This window comes from Chromobacterium sp. ASV23, from assembly GCF_016428945.1.
Taxonomy (GTDB): Bacteria; Pseudomonadota; Gammaproteobacteria; order Burkholderiales; family Chromobacteriaceae; genus Chromobacterium; species Chromobacterium sinusclupearum.
The window spans coordinates 18,242-32,957 of the sequence record NZ_JAELTR010000047.1 but is presented as its reverse complement, the minus strand read 5'-3'; the positions used below and the strand labels follow the sequence as shown (position 1 = coordinate 32,957).

The 14,716-nt window shown below is 66.7% G+C and carries 14 protein-coding genes and 1 pseudogene; 9 read left to right on the top strand and 6 right to left on the bottom strand.

Annotated elements, in window-relative coordinates; all coding sequences use genetic code 11:
• The 4 genes and pseudogenes from JHD59_RS16760 to JHD59_RS16745 all read right to left on the bottom strand — a co-directional run.
• Window positions 1-494: pseudogene (locus tag JHD59_RS16760) on the bottom strand (long-chain fatty acid--CoA ligase); the annotation flags it as partial.
• A 42-nt stretch (window positions 495-536) separates the two neighbouring features.
• The gene (locus tag JHD59_RS16755; protein WP_199155057.1) at window positions 537-2,942 is read right to left on the bottom strand and encodes an acyl-CoA reductase; all 2,406 of its coding nucleotides are present in this window, start codon (window positions 2,940-2,942) and stop codon (window positions 537-539) included.
• A gap of 1 nt (window position 2,943) precedes the next feature.
• Window positions 2,944-4,074, bottom strand: coding sequence for an acyl-protein synthase (locus tag JHD59_RS16750; RefSeq protein WP_199155056.1), 1,131 nt, complete (start codon window positions 4,072-4,074; stop codon window positions 2,944-2,946).
• Window positions 4,075-4,103: 29 nt separating this feature from the next.
• A complete protein-coding gene (locus JHD59_RS16745) occupies window positions 4,104-5,360 on the bottom strand; it encodes an MFS transporter (protein WP_199155055.1) in 1,257 nt (418 codons plus the stop codon).
• A 290-nt stretch (window positions 5,361-5,650) separates the two neighbouring features.
• Between JHD59_RS16745 and JHD59_RS16740 the strand changes: the two genes are divergently transcribed.
• The 3 genes from JHD59_RS16740 to JHD59_RS16730 are packed head-to-tail and all read left to right on the top strand — an operon-like array spanning window position 5,651 to window position 7,235.
• The gene (locus JHD59_RS16740) at window positions 5,651-6,412 is read left to right on the top strand and encodes a CDP-diacylglycerol diphosphatase (RefSeq protein WP_199155054.1); all 762 of its coding nucleotides are present in this window, start codon (window positions 5,651-5,653) and stop codon (window positions 6,410-6,412) included.
• Window positions 6,409-6,846, top strand: a complete 438-nt coding sequence (locus JHD59_RS16735) for an NUDIX domain-containing protein (protein ID WP_199155053.1) — start codon at window positions 6,409-6,411, stop codon at window positions 6,844-6,846. The genes JHD59_RS16740 and JHD59_RS16735 overlap by 4 nt, the downstream gene beginning before the upstream one ends.
• Entirely contained in the window at window positions 6,843-7,235 is a 393-nt protein-coding gene (locus JHD59_RS16730) for a VOC family protein (RefSeq protein WP_199155052.1), read from the top strand. Before JHD59_RS16735 ends, JHD59_RS16730 begins: the two co-directional genes overlap by 4 nt.
• A gap of 349 nt (window positions 7,236-7,584) precedes the next feature.
• Here the strand turns inward: JHD59_RS16730 and JHD59_RS16725 are convergent, their stop codons facing one another.
• Complete coding sequence (locus JHD59_RS16725; protein ID WP_199155051.1) at window positions 7,585-8,361, bottom strand: ThiF family adenylyltransferase; 777 nt, start codon at window positions 8,359-8,361, stop codon at window positions 7,585-7,587.
• 273 nt (window positions 8,362-8,634) lie between these two features.
• On the opposite strand from JHD59_RS16725, the gene JHD59_RS16720 reads away from it, so the two are divergent.
• Window positions 8,635-8,859: a hypothetical protein gene (locus JHD59_RS16720; protein ID WP_043623880.1), complete on the top strand. Its 225-nt coding sequence runs from the start codon at window positions 8,635-8,637 to the stop codon at window positions 8,857-8,859.
• Between the two features lie 120 nt (window positions 8,860-8,979).
• Here JHD59_RS16720 and JHD59_RS16715 read toward each other — a convergent pair whose 3' ends face one another.
• Window positions 8,980-9,315 carry a darcynin family protein gene (locus JHD59_RS16715; protein WP_199155050.1) on the bottom strand — a complete coding sequence of 112 codons (336 nt, stop codon included), beginning with the start codon at window positions 9,313-9,315 and terminating at the stop codon, window positions 8,980-8,982.
• A gap of 99 nt (window positions 9,316-9,414) precedes the next feature.
• On the opposite strand from JHD59_RS16715, the gene JHD59_RS16710 reads away from it, so the two are divergent.
• The 5 genes from JHD59_RS16710 (at window position 9,415) to JHD59_RS16690 (ending at window position 14,703) form a co-directional block, all read left to right on the top strand.
• Window positions 9,415-10,020: a TetR/AcrR family transcriptional regulator gene (locus JHD59_RS16710; protein WP_199155049.1), complete on the top strand. Its 606-nt coding sequence runs from the start codon at window positions 9,415-9,417 to the stop codon at window positions 10,018-10,020.
• Window positions 10,021-10,033: 13 nt separating this feature from the next.
• A complete protein-coding gene (ltaE, locus tag JHD59_RS16705; protein WP_199155048.1) occupies window positions 10,034-11,062 on the top strand; it encodes a low-specificity L-threonine aldolase in 1,029 nt (342 codons plus the stop codon).
• Window positions 11,063-11,116: 54 nt separating this feature from the next.
• On the top strand, window positions 11,117-11,824 hold the full coding sequence (locus JHD59_RS16700; protein WP_199155047.1) for an ABC transporter substrate-binding protein: 708 nt from the start codon (window positions 11,117-11,119) through the stop codon (window positions 11,822-11,824).
• A gap of 16 nt (window positions 11,825-11,840) precedes the next feature.
• Window positions 11,841-12,608: an alpha/beta hydrolase gene (locus JHD59_RS16695; RefSeq protein ID WP_199155046.1), complete on the top strand. Its 768-nt coding sequence runs from the start codon at window positions 11,841-11,843 to the stop codon at window positions 12,606-12,608.
• Window positions 12,609-12,672: 64 nt separating this feature from the next.
• A complete protein-coding gene (locus tag JHD59_RS16690; RefSeq protein ID WP_199155045.1) occupies window positions 12,673-14,703 on the top strand; it encodes a prolyl oligopeptidase family protein in 2,031 nt (676 codons plus the stop codon).
• Window positions 14,704-14,716: the final 13 nt, after the last annotated feature.

Sequence of the window (14,716 nt, the reverse complement as noted above, 5' to 3'; positions counted from 1 at the left end):
GCGGGCACGCCGGCCAGCACATTGATGCGATGGCGGCGGATGGCGTCGATGAGCGCGTCGTGATCGACAGTGCAGCTAAACGGGTATTCCAGCACCGGCACCGGCGAATGCGACAGCGCGCCATGGGTGAACAGCAGGCTGGTGTAGAGGTCGCCGGCGAAGAACAGATTGGCGACGCGGTCGCCTGGCCGCAGCTGGCGCGCCAATCCGGCGCCGAAGGCGCGGACGAAGGCCTGCCATTCGCCGCGGCTGAACACCGACAGCTTGCCGTCGCCGGTGGAGCCGCCGGTCTTGAAGACATGGCCATCGAGCGGGGCGGCTGTCAGCGCCGGCCAGCGCGATAAATCCTGGGAGTTTTGCCAAAAGGCGGCGGGATCGACCGGGGGCAGGTCGGCCAAGCGCCAGCCTTGGGCGGGCAGGCCGTGGTACAGCGTGTTGTAGTGCGGCGAATGGGTGCGGGCGTGTTCGACCAGCGAGATCAGTTTCGGATTCATGATTATGTGTGTACATGCCGGCGGCAGGGCGCCGGCCGGGTTTCAGCGTCTAAGGTCCAGTACCAGCGGGGTTTTGCCGCTGTGCGCATGGCGGCGGAATTCGCCGGCTGGCGTGGCGATGATGTCCAGCTGGAGCAGCCGGCCGCTGACCACCTCTTGCAGCATGGGGTCTTGCAGCAGGCGTTCACGTAGAGTCCGCGGATCGCCGTCGGCCAGCAGCTGGATGCGGTCGCCGCCGTTGTCGGCGTGGTCTACCAGCCATTGCAGCGGCAGGCCTATCTGCTCGCTCAGCGCCGCCGGGTTGATGAAGATGGTGCCCGCCCGCAGCAGCGCGCCGTGGCGGCCGGCCAGGCGGAAGCGCGGCGCGGCCAGGCCGCAGGGGCAGGGGCCGGGCAGCCATTGGCCGAGGTCGCCCAGGTCGTAGCGCTCCACGCGCTGCGCCTCGCGTTCGCGCGAGGTGAACACCAGGCGGCCGATTGCGCCGGGCGCGGCCGCCTGGTCGCTGTCGGTTTCCAGTATCTCCAGCCACTGGGCAGCCGCCAGCAGATGGAATTCGCCGTCGCCGCCGTGCGCGCAGGCGTGGCCCAGCGGCCCGGCGTCGACCGAGCCATACATCGCCGAGCATATCCGCTCCACGCCGAAGCTGCCGATATAGGCGCGCTGGCCGTCGCTGATGTGCTCGCCGCCGCAAAACACTTTGCGCACGCCGCCGTAACGACGCAGCACTGCGCTTTCGCATTCGAACAGCCTATGCACGGTGCCGGGCATGCCGATCAGGGTGTTGATCTTCTGTTCGACGATGAAGTGGGCGATTTCGCTGAAGTCGTCGTCGGACGGGCCGCCCATTGGGTACTGGGGCACGCCCAGGTAGTCCAATATCGTGAAGAAGCTCAGCATGCCGCCATACATCTTGCCGCCATACAGCAGGTTCATCGCGCGGTCGGTGGCCGGGTCCAGCCCCGCCGCCAGCATGCCGTCGGCAGCGGCTCGCATATGGTGGTGGTAGTCGCGGTAGCTGACGCCGGCCAGCTTGGGCGCGCCGCTGCTGCCGCCGCTGCGGAAGAATAGCTGGGCCTTGGCGTTGGGCGGCTGGTTCTGGAAGTCAGTCTTGTTCATCACCGGCAGCCGGGCCAGGCCTTCCGGCTCGGTCGGCAGGGCGTCCAGATGGGCGTGGCCGGGCAGCGCGGCGGCGTCCAGACTGACCGATACCCGGCGTGACAGCCGCTGCAGCGCATAGACGCCGTCGTGCGGCTCGCCGTGGTAGCCATCGTGCATGCGGCCGGCCGGGGCAACGCGGCTGATGCCGGCCGCCAGCAGCAGGCGGCTCAGCTCCGGCAAGCGCGCGGGCGGCGCAATCAGGCCGCAGCTTTGCAGATGGGTGCGCCAGGGGCGCAGGATGCGGGCAAGCGCGGCGCGCGGAGCCGGTCTGAGCTCTACGCTGCGGAACAGCGGCGACGGCGCCAGTTCCTGATCCATACTCCAGGCCAGTCGCCAGCCTTCGCCGGTCAGCAACTGTCCCTGACTATCGGCAAAGGCCTGGTCCAGGCGGTGAAAAGCCATGCGGGTGCTGATCTCGGCGGCTTCCTGCAAGTCCGGCGTCAAAGCCGGCCACAATGGCGCGCGCCGCTGCAGCGCGGCGGAGAGCCGGCTTGCCATACCGCGGATCACGGCCGGGTCGTCGCTGTCCACCAGCAGCGCTTGCGGGCTGGAGCAAGCTTGCTGGTCGTAGCGGCAGACATCGTCGGCCAGGGCGTCCAGCTGCTCGTCGCTGGCGGCGGCGGGATCGAGATAGGCGAAGCTGATGCGGTGCCCCCAGTCTATCCAGCGGCAGCCGGGCGGCAGCTGGGCGCGGATGGCTGACAGCGCGGCGTCGCCGCCCCAGGTCGATACGCCGTCCGCATCGGCCAGCAGCTGCGAGAGCTCGGTGTTCGCTGCCGGCAGCACGGCGATATGTTCGGCCAAGCGGCCGCTGGTGTCGTGATGCAGCAGCTCGGCCAGCAAGCGCGCGCTGAGCCCTTGATCGCTGCTGCTGGGGCGCAGCCAGTTGACATTGCCGGCCAGTAAGCCTTCCAGCGCCGCCAGGAAGGGCAGCAGCGCGGCGTTGGCGGGCGTGACGTGCAGCACCAGGCCCAGCGGCCGCCAGGCTTCGAAGCGGGGCTCGCGGTAGTCGCGGCGGCGCAGGGAAAATGGCCGCTCGCCGAGTTCCCGCTCCCGCTTGGCTTGCAGCGCCTCGCGGCGGCAGAGGGCGGCCAGTTGCGCGCGCGAGGCCGCATCCAGCAAGGGGTGATGCTCGGCCGCGATGAGGGCTAGCGCGAAGCGTTCGGCGCAGGACAACACCGTCTCCACGTCCAGCGGCGCGGCCAGGGTATCGGCAAGGCGGGGGCGCAGCACGTCCAGCGCGGCATCGAGCGCCAGGTCGCTGCGCAATTCTCCATGGATCAGATACATATCAGGACTCCTTGATCAGTTCAGACGCCGCCATGGCGCAGCTGCGGCTCTTGCTGGTGCCGGCTCGGCCCAAGAGTTCGAACCAGTCGGTGGCCAGGCCGCAGCCGCAGCGCTCGGCCGGCTGCAGCACGGCCAGATCGCTCAGCAACATGCTGTGCGCCGGGCTGGAGGTGATGTAGGGCGAAGCCAGGTGCAGGAAGCCCGGCTGGCCGTAAGGCAGGCGGGCCAGGGTGGCGGTGTCGCGGATCCAGGCGCGCGCCCAGCTGGGAACGTGCAGGCGGTGGCGCGGGCATTCGTTATAAGGCACCGGGTGCTCGACCGAGCCGTAGCCGTCGCGGCAGCGTTCGTCGGGCAGGCCCAGTTGCTCGCCCAGCCGGCGGTACAGTTCGGTCTTCGGTATCGCCTGGTCGGCATGGGTTTTCCAGCCGCCGCCGAGCAGAACCAGCGATTCCGGATGCAGGGCCAGCGGCGGCAGGCCCATGTCGCGCATCCGCTGCAGGGTGAACCACAGGAAGGCGGGAAAGCCGAGGATGCGCACCGGCAGGCCTTCCTCGGCGAATTCCTGCAGCGCGCGTATGGTGCCGAAAGGGTCGAACTCGTTGCTCTTGCCGTTGTGGCGCAGCGCGTAGACGGCGCGGTTGATCGGCGCGTATTTGCACAGGAACTGGTCGGTGTAGGCGGTGCCCAGGGTGATGGCGCCGGCCGGCTCGTAGCTGAGCAGCAGGTAGTTGCATGGCTGGTCCGGGGTGTGCCAGCCGTAGTGGTCGAAGATGCGGTCCACCATGCGCTGGGCGGCGCGGATGCTGCGTTCGTCGTAACGCATGCGGCTCTTCTGGCCGGTGGTGCCGGACGATGTCAGCTCCAGCGCGTTCTCGCCGGTTTTGCTCAGCAGCAGCCGGCGTTTGAAGTAATTGGCGAAGATGGGCGGCAATTCGGACCAGTCGGCCAGCTTGGCCAGCCGCTGCGGCGTGAAGCCGTTCTGTTCCAGCCAGCGGCGGTAGCCGGGGCTGTGTTCGCAGTGGTAGTCGACCAGTTCGCGCATCGCGGCGTCGAACAGACGGTCGCATTCGGCGTCGGCGCGGTAGGGGTGTTCCAACGCGCACAAGGCCTCGACATGGGGGAGTGTGATCATGACGGTTCCCGTGATGAAGAAATCGGAAGTCAGGCGGAGACGGGCTCGAGCTGCGGGCGGCGCAGCAGCAGCCACAAGGGCGGCAAGGCCAGCAACGAGGCCAAGCTGACGCCGGCGGCGAAGCGGGCCGGGCTGTCGCCGGCGTCCAGCAGGGCGAGCATGGCGCTGCCGCCGCCCAGCATGGCGGTGGACAACATGCCCAGCATCGCGGCGACGCTGCCCTTGGCGTTGTCGCTGCAATACAGCGTCAGCCGATACAGGGTGGCGTTGCCCAGGCCCAGGCCAAAGGCGTAGACGCTCAAGCAGGCGACCAAGGCCGGCAGCGAGGGCGACAGCGGGGCGGCGAGTCCGGTCAGCAGCAGGCCGCCGGCCATCGGCCACAGCGCCAGCCGCAGCAGGCGGCTCAGCTCCAGCCTGCCGGCCAGCCGGTTCAAGAGCAGATTGCCTCCTATCATCGCGGCGAACACCGGCAGCTGCCACAGGCCGTATTGCAGGCTGCTGTAGCCCAGCTGGCGGATCAGCAGCAGCGGCGACAGGCCGATCCAGGCGATCAGCGGCAGGGTCAAGATGCCCAGCGCCAGGCTGCCGCAGACGAAGTCGCGGTGTTTGAGCAGCGCCAGGTAATTGGCCAGCGCCACGCCCAGGCGCAGCGGCACCGGCTGCTGCGCCGGACCATCGCGCCGCGGCGCGCCCAGCGTTTCCGGCATCCAGCGCCACAGGCCCAGCGTCACCAGCACGGTAGCGGCGCCCAGTGCGGCGAACAGCTGGCGCCAGGACAGAACTTCCAGCAGCAGGCTGCCCAGCAAAGGGCCGGCCAGCGGCGACAGCAAGGCGATATTGGCCAGCAAGGCCATCAGCCGCACCGCGTCGCGTTCGCTGAAGATCTCCTGCAGCGTGGGATAGCTGACCACCACGATGAAGCCCAGCGCCACGCCCTGGACGAAGCGCAGCAGATTGAAGCAGGCGATGTGCTGGCTGCCGGCGGCGGCCAGGCAGGAGAGGGCGAAGATCAGTGTGCCGGCCAGCAGCGTCGGGCGGCGGCCGAAGCGGTCGGACAGAGGGCCGATCAGCCACTGGAAGGCGATGCCGCCCAGCAGGAAGGCGTTCAGCGCGGTGGGGACGTTGTGGCTGGCGGCGGAGAGATCGCGTGTGACCTGCAGCATGGCGGGCATCACCATATCGCTGGCCAGATAGGTCAATAGCTCAAAGGCGGTAAGCAGCAGGCAGAATAGCAAGGCCTGGCGGCGGGAAAGGAACAGCAGCGGACGGAATGATTCTTCGGACATGGTTGTTGCGGTTTCTGCATCGATGACATTAGGATTGCTTGGCCACGGCGGGATCGGCACGGCGGGGCAAAGATATGCCATATGAACAGATAAAAACCTGTCCTTAAGTATTGAACGTATTTATTTGTTCTATTGTTTGTCCCATTTACGAAAAATAAGGTCGAAAGACGAAAATTTATTGAAACATTTTTGTGGTTTTAACCACATGTTTGATGCAATTGCGTTATCGAACAGGGCCGCCATGAGCGGAAATTCTTGAGTTGCCTTTCCACCTTTCTTCTCGAATAGCGATGAAAAAACGAATCTTTGTCGGTCTCAGCCTATGCGCCTTGCTGGCTGCCGGCGTGTCCTATCGTGCCCTGGCCGACAGCGACGCGCTGTGGCGCATCGTCGGCGAGCAGTGCGTGCCGAACATGCAGGCCAAGGGCGCCCCTGAGCCGTGCGCGGAGGTCAAGCTGCAACAAGGCGTAGCGGTGCTGAAGGACCGCAATGGCGCGCTGCAGTACCTGTTGATTCCCACAGACCGGGTCAGCGGCATCGAAAGCCCGCGGCTGCTGCAGAACGACGCGCCGGCCTACTGGCGCGAGGCCTGGCAGGCGCGCCGTTTCATGGATGCCAAGCGCGGTGAGCCGCTGCCGCGGCAGGCGGTGTCGCTGGCGATCAATTCGCAGTACGGCCGCAGCCAGAACCAGTTGCACATCCACATCTCCTGTGTCGCTCCCAAGGTGAGGCAGCAGGTGGATGATCTGGATGACAGCCTGAATACCGGCTGGCGACAGCTGCCTGTGGAGCTGGAGGGCCATTCATACTGGGCGCGACGCGTCGATGCCGACGCCAATGGCGATCCTGCGGCCGATCCGTTCCGCCTGCTGGCCGACGGCCTGCCCGGCGCGCGCGACGAAATGGGGCGCTACGGTCTGGCCTTGCTGCCGGCGGACTTCTCGGATGGTCCGGGCTTTGTGCTGCTGGCGACGCGCGCCGATGCGCTGGCGGTCAATCGGGCTTCGGCGGAGGAGCTGCAGGATCACGATTGCAAGATTTTGCAGCCATGACTCCAAGCAAGGCCTGCCCCTTGCTGCTGCAAAGCGGCAAGTTGCTATGGTTCCGCCACCCGCAGGCGGGCTGCCAGCTGGTCAAGGGCACGATAGAGCCGGACGAGACGCCGTCACAGGCGGCCTTGCGCGAATTGCGGGAAGAGGCGGGCATTGTTCATGCCCGCGTTGTGAGGGATTTGGGCGAGTGGGAAGCGGGCTATCAGAGGCAGCGTTGGTCATTCCAGCTGTGCGAAGTTGATGTGCGTCTGCCGGATAGCTGGACTCATTTTTGCGCGGATGACGGCGGCCAGCTGTTCGACTTCTTCTGGCGACCGTTACTATCCGCCGCGCCGGATGATAGCCACCCGCTGTATCATCGCGCCCTGGCCGAGGCGCGGCGCAGGCTGGCGGAGGGGCTGCCGGCGGCGTCCGGCAATGAGGAGCGGATATGAAACAGAGTTTGGCGTTGGTGACGCTGGTGGTGGCCGATTACGACGAGGCGATCGCGTTCTATGTGGGCAAGCTGGGTTTCGAGCTGACCGAGGACAGCTACCAGCCGGAGCAGGACAAACGCTGGGTGGTGGTGACGCCGCCCGGTTCGGCGGCCAGCTTGTTGCTGGCCAAGGCCAGCGACGACGCGCAGCGCGCCGCCATCGGCAATCAGGCCGGCGGGCGGGTGTGGCTGTTTCTGAATACCGACGATTTCTGGCGCGATTACGAACGCTACCGCGCGGCTGGCGTGGAGTTCACCCGTGAGCCGATGGCGCAGGATTACGGCACGGTGGCCGTGTTCCGCGACTTGTGCGGCAATCAGTGGGATTTGATTCAGCGTAAGGGGTGAATTCTGCTTTGTGAGTCTCGAGCGATGAGTCCGCTGCGCGGACGATGATTTTGATTGCCGGGGCTGCCCGGCGGGCAGGGAGAGGATATTTGTTTGGCCAAATATCCCCTCCACCCCTAAAGGCCACCCTCAAGCCTGGCCTGCGGCTGCCCGACGGGACCCGTCAGGCCCGGGGCGCGACTGAACTCGCCCCGCGCTAACGTCGCGGGGCTCAAACAGGCAGCCGCTTAAAACCCCGGGCCTGCCACCCGTCGGCAGGCTTGAAGGGAGTGGGGCGCATCGGATGCGCGGTCTCTCGCTGCTTCAGCCTAAAAACGGCGCCAAACATCGTGGACAGGTATTGGGCGTTTTATTTCTTGGCCTTCGCCAGATCCGTCAGCACTCTGGATGCGGCGAACAGGCCGAAGCTGGCCGTCACCACCATGCCAGCGCCGAAGCCGGCGCAGGACAGGCCCTGCGGGCCGCGCGCTTCGTCTGCGTCGCATGCCTGGGTTTGCGGATAGACCAGCTGTTCGGTGGAATAGACGCAGGGCACGCCCATCTTCTTGCCGTCGCGGGCAAAGCCGTGGTGGCGGCGCAGGTTGTAGCGCAGCTTCGATAGCAGCGGGTCTTGCGTCACCTCGGACAGGTCGGCCAGCCGAATCTTGCTCGGGTTCATCTGGCCGCCGGCGCCGCCGGAGACGATGAAGCGCTGGCGCTTCCTGGCGCACCAGGCGGCCATGGCCGTCTTCACTTTCAGGCTGTCGATGCAGTCGACGATGTAGTCGTAGCCGCGGCCCAGCAGCTCGTCCATATTGTCTTCGGTGACGAAGTCTTCGATCTCCACCACCTCGCAGGCCGGGTTGATGGCCTTCACCCGCTCGGCCAGCGCCGTCACCTTGGCCATGCCGTACAGCGGATCCAGCGCCGGCAGCTGGCGGTTGGTGTTCGATTCCGCCACATTGTCCAGGTCGATCAGCGTCAGCTTGCCGATGGCGCTGCGCGCCAGCGCCTCGACGGCCCAGGAGCCGACGCCGCCGACGCCCACCACGCAGACATGGGCGCGGCGGAAGCGCGCCAGCGCGTCTTCGCCGTAGAGGCGGGCAATGCCGCCGAAGCGGCGGTCGAGATCGGCAGAGTGGTCCATCGGATATTACCTGGCTTGCGAAAAAACGGCCAAGGATAACCAAGCCGCCGTCGCAGTGCCAGTTCGCGTGCGGTTTTGCCGCCGCGCTGTGGCGTTTCTGGCTGGCATGAAGATTTTTTTACAATCCAACTGCTTGATTGATTGGAACCTTTTTCGATCGGCCGTATCTTGTCTATTACGTGCTCGGCTTTTCCGGGCATGTGTTGCGGGACCGGCAAGAATGGCTTGCGGCGATTCCTCTGCCGGCCAACTCTCAGTACTAGGGAGATTCCGATGAAGCAGCAAAGATTCGATATCGATTTGGACAAGCATTACAACGCCACGGTGGTGATTGCCTGCGAGGAGTGCGGGCGTGAAACCCGGATGCACCTGAAGTCCCTGCTACCCGACCATGCCTTGCGCTGCCGCTGCGGCGCCGACATCAGCATGGGCGCTCCCGAAATCCAGAAAGCTGAACGCCAGGCTGACGCCATTCGACAATCGTACCGCATTCACTAGGCAAGATTTGATCACAATCCGTTGACTCCCGCGCCGGCCTTGGGCCGGCTCCAACAGGTTCCTTGCCTGTGGCGCGCAAGCGCAACCGAATACGGCGGCCCCAGAGGCCGCCGTCGGCTTTTATCTCGCCTGCTGCGCGTCGTAGTCGCGGAAGCCGTCCTCCACTGCCGGGATGATGTCCACGAATTCGAAGTACGGTTCGGTCATCAGCGGGCTGTCGCGCAGCGCGTCGATCAGAAAATAGAACTCCTTGACCGATGCGGCTTCGAACATGGCGACGTCGCTGCAGCGCGCGGTAAAGGCCTCCGCGTCGAACCAGCGCATTTTGACGCCGGGGTAGCGCGCATAAATCGGCTTCAGCGTTTCCTGCTCGAAGCGGCGGCGTTCCGGCCGGCTCAGCCGCAGCCAGTTGGGGTGGACGCGCATCAACGCGAAGAAAGTCATGGGTTGCGACATGGTGGTTCTCCATAGCGGGATAGGGAAGGGCGGGCCGGCTCCGCTTGTCATAATGTAAGCTGGCTTGCGATGGGCGAAAACTCGTGTTTAGCTAGCTTGATGCACGACATCCCGCAACCGCGCAAAGCGCCGCGCCAGAACCGTTCCCGCCATGCCGTGGCCGCCATTCTGGAGGCGGCGGCTCGCATTCTGGCGAGCGACGGCTATGCCGCGTTCAACACCAACCGCGTGGCGGAGCTGGCCGGCGTCGGCATCGGCTCGCTGTACCAGTACTTTCCCAACAAGCAGGCGCTGGTGGCGGCGCTGCATCGACGCCATGGCGAAGAGACGCTGGCCGCGCTGGATGCCGCCTTGGCGGCCAGCGACGGCCGTCCGCCGCGCGAGCAACTGGCGGCCATGGTGGCGGCCGTGCTGGACCTGCATCGGCGAGAGCTTGGTCTGCACCGGGTGCTGGAGCGCGAATGGCCGGCGTTCGACGAGCCGCCCGCCAGCAATCCGCAGGACGCGGCGTTATCGCAGCGCGTGGCCGCCTGGCTGCAGGCGTGCGGCCTGGAGGCCGGCCGCGCCGAAGTGCTGCTGCGCATGGCCGACAGCCTGGTCCATGGCCTGCTGCTGGATGCCGGCACGCCGCCGGCCGGCCTGGAACAATTGATTACCGACGCGTTGGCCGGCTTTCTGGGCCTGCCGGCGCAGCCACACCCTTGAGGAGAAGCGACACATGCAGTGGATAGACCTTCGCAGCGATACCGTGACCCAGCCGACGCCGGCCATGCGCCAGGCGATGTTCGACGCGCCGGTGGGCGACGACGTTTATGGCGACGACCCCACCGTGCTGAAGCTGGAGGCGTTGGCCGCCGACACGCTGGGCAAAGAAGCCGCGCTGTTTGTGCCCAGCGGCACCTTCGGCAACCAGCTGGCGCTGTACACCCATTGCCGTCGCGGCGACGAGGTGATCGCCGAGGACAATAGCCACCTGGTCTGGCATGAGGCCGGCGCGGCGGCGGTGATCGCCGGCGCCCATATGCGCACCATAGAGGGCGAGGGCGGCGTGATGGCGGTGGAGGCGATAGAGCGCCGCATCCGCGTCGGCGACGACATCCACGAGCCGCGCACCGGCCTGATCTGTCTGGAAAACGCCCACAGCAACGGCCGCGTGATGCCGCTGTCGGCGATGGCGGACACCGCCGCGCTGGCGCGCGCATACGGCGTGCCGGTGCACCTGGACGGCGCGCGCTTGTTCAATGCCGCGGCGCATCTGGGCTGCGAGGCGAGCGAAATCGCCCGCCATGTGGATAGCGTGATGTTCTGCCTGTCCAAGGGCCTGGCCGCGCCGGTCGGCTCGATCCTGGCCGGCCGCGCCGACTTCATCGCCCAGGCGCGCCGCAAGCGCAAGCTGCTGGGCGGCGGCCTGCGCCAGGCCGGCGTGATCGCCGCGCCCGGTATCCTGGCCTTGACCGAGATGGCGGCCCGGCTGGATGAGGACCACCAGAACGCCCGTTATCTGGCCGAAGGCTTGGCTAAGCTGCCGTGCATCGATCTGGACCCGGCCGACGTCCATATCAATCTGGTGTGGTTCCGCTTCAATGCCGAGATCGATGCCAGCGAACTGATGTCGGCGCTGAAGCAGGCCGGCTTCCTGGCCAATCCGCCGCACCTGGGCGCGATGCGGCTGGCCACTCACTGGCAGGTCAGCCGGGCCGACATCGACCGCCTGCTGGAGGTGATGCAGCGCGTGCTCAGCGACTGAACGGCGCCGCAGCGGCTATAACCATGAGGTGGAAACCCATGGGAGCATGGCCGCATGCGCTTGATTGCCGTTGCGCTGCTGGCGGCGCTGAGCCACTTGGGGCCGGCCGCCGCCGCCGGCCTGGACCAGGTGCGCATCTACACCGACGACGATCCGCCGTATGTGATGGTCAGCCCGGACGGGCAAGTGATGGGCGGCACCACGGTGGAGAAGGTGACGCGAGTGATGCGCAAGGTCGGGGTGCCGCCCAGCGCCCTGCAGGCCGCGCCGTGGGCGCGCGCCTACCAAGAGGCCAAGAGCCATCCGTATGCGATGGTGTTCCCGATCGCCAAGACGCGCGAGCGCATGCAGTTCCTGGATTTCACCTTCAAGATTCTCGATACCGACGTCTATTTCTATCGCCTGGCCGCGCGCGGCGACATACAAGTGCATGCCTTCGACGATGCCCGCAAGTACAGCGTCTGCGTGGTGCTGAATGATTACCGGCATGAGTATCTGGAGAACGAGGGTTTTCTGCGGCTGGAGGTGTCGTCGGACTCCACGCTCAACGCCAAGAAGTTCGTCAACGGCCGCTGCGACCTGCTGCCGTCCACCGAGACCGGCCTGGCCAGCAAGCTGAAGGCCTTGGGCCTGCCGCGCGAGCTGGTGGTGCGCGGCATCAAGCTGGACAAGCTGGACAGCGCGCTGTACGCCGCCTTCAACAAGGACACCCCGCCCGAGGTCATCGCCCGGTTCAAGGCGGCCGCGGCCGAGCGGCCGTGAACCCAGGAGCATCATCATGCTGCGACTGATAGGCTTGTTGTGTTGCCTGCTGTGCATGCCGGCTTGGGCGGAACAACTCGTGGAGTTGTCGCCGCGGCCCGGCGTCACCTTGCGTTTCCTGTTGCTGGAGCCGCCGGGGCCGGCGCGCGCCAATCTGCTTCTGTTCATGGGGGGCGAGGGGCAGCTCAAGCTGTCGGCGGCGGGCGAGCTGGGCGCAGGCCGGGGCAACTTTCTGGTCCGCACCCGCCAAGCTTGGGCGGACATGGGTTTCAGGGTGGCGGTCGTCGATGCGCCGTCCGACATGCCGCACGGTTTGCTGGGGGATTTCCGCGAAAGCCAGGAGCACGCGACGGACATCGCCGCCGTGGTCGATTACCTGCGCCAGGGCGCGGCCTTGCCGGTCTGGCTGGCCGGCACCAGCCGCGGCACCACCTCGGCCGCATCGGTCGCGCTGCTGCGGCCGGGTAAGGCGGACGGCCTGCTGCTGACCTCCAGCATCAATGCCGGCCGCGGCAACCTGTCCCATCTGCCGCTGGAGCGGCTGAGCATCCCGGTGCTGATGATCCAGCATCGCCGCGACGACTGCCGCGCCAGCCATGCCTACAACCTGGGGCCGGTGATAGACCGGTTGCGCGCCGACGCGCCCAGGGAGCTGATGCTGCTGGACGGCGGCAAGAACGAGGGCGACCCGTGCGAGCCGTGGGCCTGGCACGGTTACAACGGCATCGAGCACCGGGTGCTGGGCCTGGCCGGCGCTTGGATGCTGGTGCATGGCAGGCCCTGATTTGGCAGCCCCGTCCGCAGATGCTACCCTCGCCGCCATTCACAGATTCTAGATACCCATCGCCATGAACCCGTCCCACGACCCCCACGCCTGGCTGGAAAGCCTGGATTCCGACCGCGCCGCCGCCTGGGTGGCCGAGCAGAACGCCCGCACCGCCAGCGTGCTGGACGCCGACACGCGCTTTGCCGGCCTCAAGGCCGACATCCTGGCCCACCTGCGCGACACGCGGCAGATTCCGTATTTTTCCGAGCATGCCGGCTGGCTGTACAACTTTCATCAGGACGAGGCGCATCCGCGCGGCATTTACCGCCGCACCACGCTGGACGCCTACCGCGCCGGCAGCCAGGACTGGCAGACGGTGCTGGACATCGACGCGCTGGCCGACGCCGACGGCAAGGACTGGTATCTGGACGGGGTATCGCATTGCACGGTGATGCCGGAGCGAGCGCTGGTGCACCTGAGCAACGGCGGCGGCGACGCCACGGTGGCGCGCGAGTACGACATCGAGGCGCGGCGCTGGGTCGAGAACGGCTTCAGCTTTCCGGAAGGCAAGAACCATATCGCCTGGCGCGATCCGGACAGCGCCTTCGTCTGCCCGGGCTGGAAGGGCGCGCCCTTGACCCGCGCAGGCTATCCGCGCGAGGTGTGGCTGGTGGAGCGCGCAGAGGATAGCCAGCATGGCTGGACCCAGCTGTTCGCCGCGCCGGAGGACGCGATGATGACGGCGGCCTGGCGCTTCCTCGACAGCGACGGCAGCGCCGTCGATCTGATCGAGGCCTCGGACGGCTTCTACCGCAAGACGTACCACCTGCTGGATGGCGGCCTGGAAACCCACGCGCTGCCCTTGCCGGCCAAGGCCGAGATCGAGGCCTACATCGGCGGCGATTTCATCGTCAAACTGGCCGAAGACTGGACCTGGCGCGGCCAAACCTATCTTAGCGGCAGCCTGCTGGCGGTCGGCCTGGGGGACCTGTTCGGCGACGGCACGGCCCCGCAATTGCTGCAGGCGCCGCAGCCGCGGCTGGCGGTGGCGGCGGTGGAAACCACGCGCAGCCGCTTGCTGGTCAACCTGCTGGATAACGTGAAAAGCCGTATGCTGTGCTTCGCCAAGCAGGATGGCGTATGGCAGGCGCAAGCCCTGGATCTGCCCGCCGACGGCGTGATCGAGATCGCCGACCAGCCGTGGCAGAGCGACATCCTCTACTACAGCTACAGCGATTTCCTGACCCCCAGCGGCCTGTACCGGCTGGACGTGGCCTGCGGCGAGCAGGAATGCCTGCGCAGCCAGCCGGCCGCCTTCGATCCCGCGCCCTATGTGGCCGAGCAGTGGCAAGCCGCCGCGCCGGATGGGGAGCGGATTCCCTACTTCGTGGTGCGCCGCCGCGACGCGCCGTTCGACGGCACGACGCCTACGCTGCTGTACGGCTACGGCGGCTTCGAAGTGCCGATGCTGCCGTATTACATCGAAAACTTTGGCCCGCACTGGCTAGGCCAGGGCGGCGCTTTCGTGCTGGCCTGCATCCGCGGCGGCGGCGAGTTCGGCCCGCACTGGCACCAGGCTGCGCAAGGCAGCAAGCGCCAGGTCAGTTTTGACGACTTCATCGCGGTGGCGGAGGATTTGATAGACCGCCGCTTGACCTCGCCGGCCAAGCTGGCGATAGAAGGCGGCAGCAACGGCGGCCTGCTGGTGGGCGCGGCCATGGCGCAGCGGCCGGAGCTGTTCCAGGCCGTGGTGTGCGAAGTGCCCTTGCTGGACATGCTGCGCTACACCCAGCTCTTGGCCGGCGCCAGTTGGATAGATGAATACGGCGATCCGGACGACGCGGCGGAGCGCGAGGCGTTGGCCGCCTATTCGCCCTATCACAATCTGCGAGCCGACGCGCGCTACCCGCTGGCGCTGTTCACCACCAGCGGCAGCGACGACCGGGTCCACCCAGGCCACGCCCGCAAAATGGTGGCGCGGCTCCTGGAGCTGGGCCACGACGCGCTGTTCTACGAGACCGATGGCGGCGGCCACGCAGGCAATGCAGGACAGGAAGACACCGCCACCGAGCTGGCGCGGGTGCTGGTGTATCTGTATCAGCGGCTGATGTAGGGCGGACGAACGG

Bases quoted from the DNA above. Each gene is read 5' to 3' on its own strand.
- JHD59_RS16755 (WP_199155057.1), bottom strand. From the start codon at position 2,942: ATGTATCTGATCCATGGAGAATTGCGCAGCGACCTGGCGCTCGATGCC.
- JHD59_RS16750 (WP_199155056.1), bottom strand. From the start codon at position 4,074: ATGATCACACTCCCCCATGTCGAGGCCTTGTGCGCGTTGGAACACCCC.
- JHD59_RS16745 (WP_199155055.1), bottom strand. From the start codon at position 5,360: ATGTCCGAAGAATCATTCCGTCCGCTGCTGTTCCTTTCCCGCCGCCAG.
- JHD59_RS16740 (WP_199155054.1), top strand. From the start codon at position 5,651: ATGAAAAAACGAATCTTTGTCGGTCTCAGCCTATGCGCCTTGCTGGCT.
- JHD59_RS16735 (WP_199155053.1), top strand. From the start codon at position 6,409: ATGACTCCAAGCAAGGCCTGCCCCTTGCTGCTGCAAAGCGGCAAGTTG.
- JHD59_RS16730 (WP_199155052.1), top strand. From the start codon at position 6,843: ATGAAACAGAGTTTGGCGTTGGTGACGCTGGTGGTGGCCGATTACGAC.
- JHD59_RS16725 (WP_199155051.1), bottom strand. From the start codon at position 8,361: ATGGACCACTCTGCCGATCTCGACCGCCGCTTCGGCGGCATTGCCCGC.
- JHD59_RS16720 (WP_043623880.1), top strand. From the start codon at position 8,635: ATGAAGCAGCAAAGATTCGATATCGATTTGGACAAGCATTACAACGCC.
- JHD59_RS16715 (WP_199155050.1), bottom strand. From the start codon at position 9,315: ATGTCGCAACCCATGACTTTCTTCGCGTTGATGCGCGTCCACCCCAAC.
- JHD59_RS16710 (WP_199155049.1), top strand. From the start codon at position 9,415: ATGCACGACATCCCGCAACCGCGCAAAGCGCCGCGCCAGAACCGTTCC.
- ltaE (WP_199155048.1), top strand. From the start codon at position 10,034: ATGCAGTGGATAGACCTTCGCAGCGATACCGTGACCCAGCCGACGCCG.
- JHD59_RS16700 (WP_199155047.1), top strand. From the start codon at position 11,117: ATGCGCTTGATTGCCGTTGCGCTGCTGGCGGCGCTGAGCCACTTGGGG.
- JHD59_RS16695 (WP_199155046.1), top strand. From the start codon at position 11,841: ATGCTGCGACTGATAGGCTTGTTGTGTTGCCTGCTGTGCATGCCGGCT.
- JHD59_RS16690 (WP_199155045.1), top strand. From the start codon at position 12,673: ATGAACCCGTCCCACGACCCCCACGCCTGGCTGGAAAGCCTGGATTCC.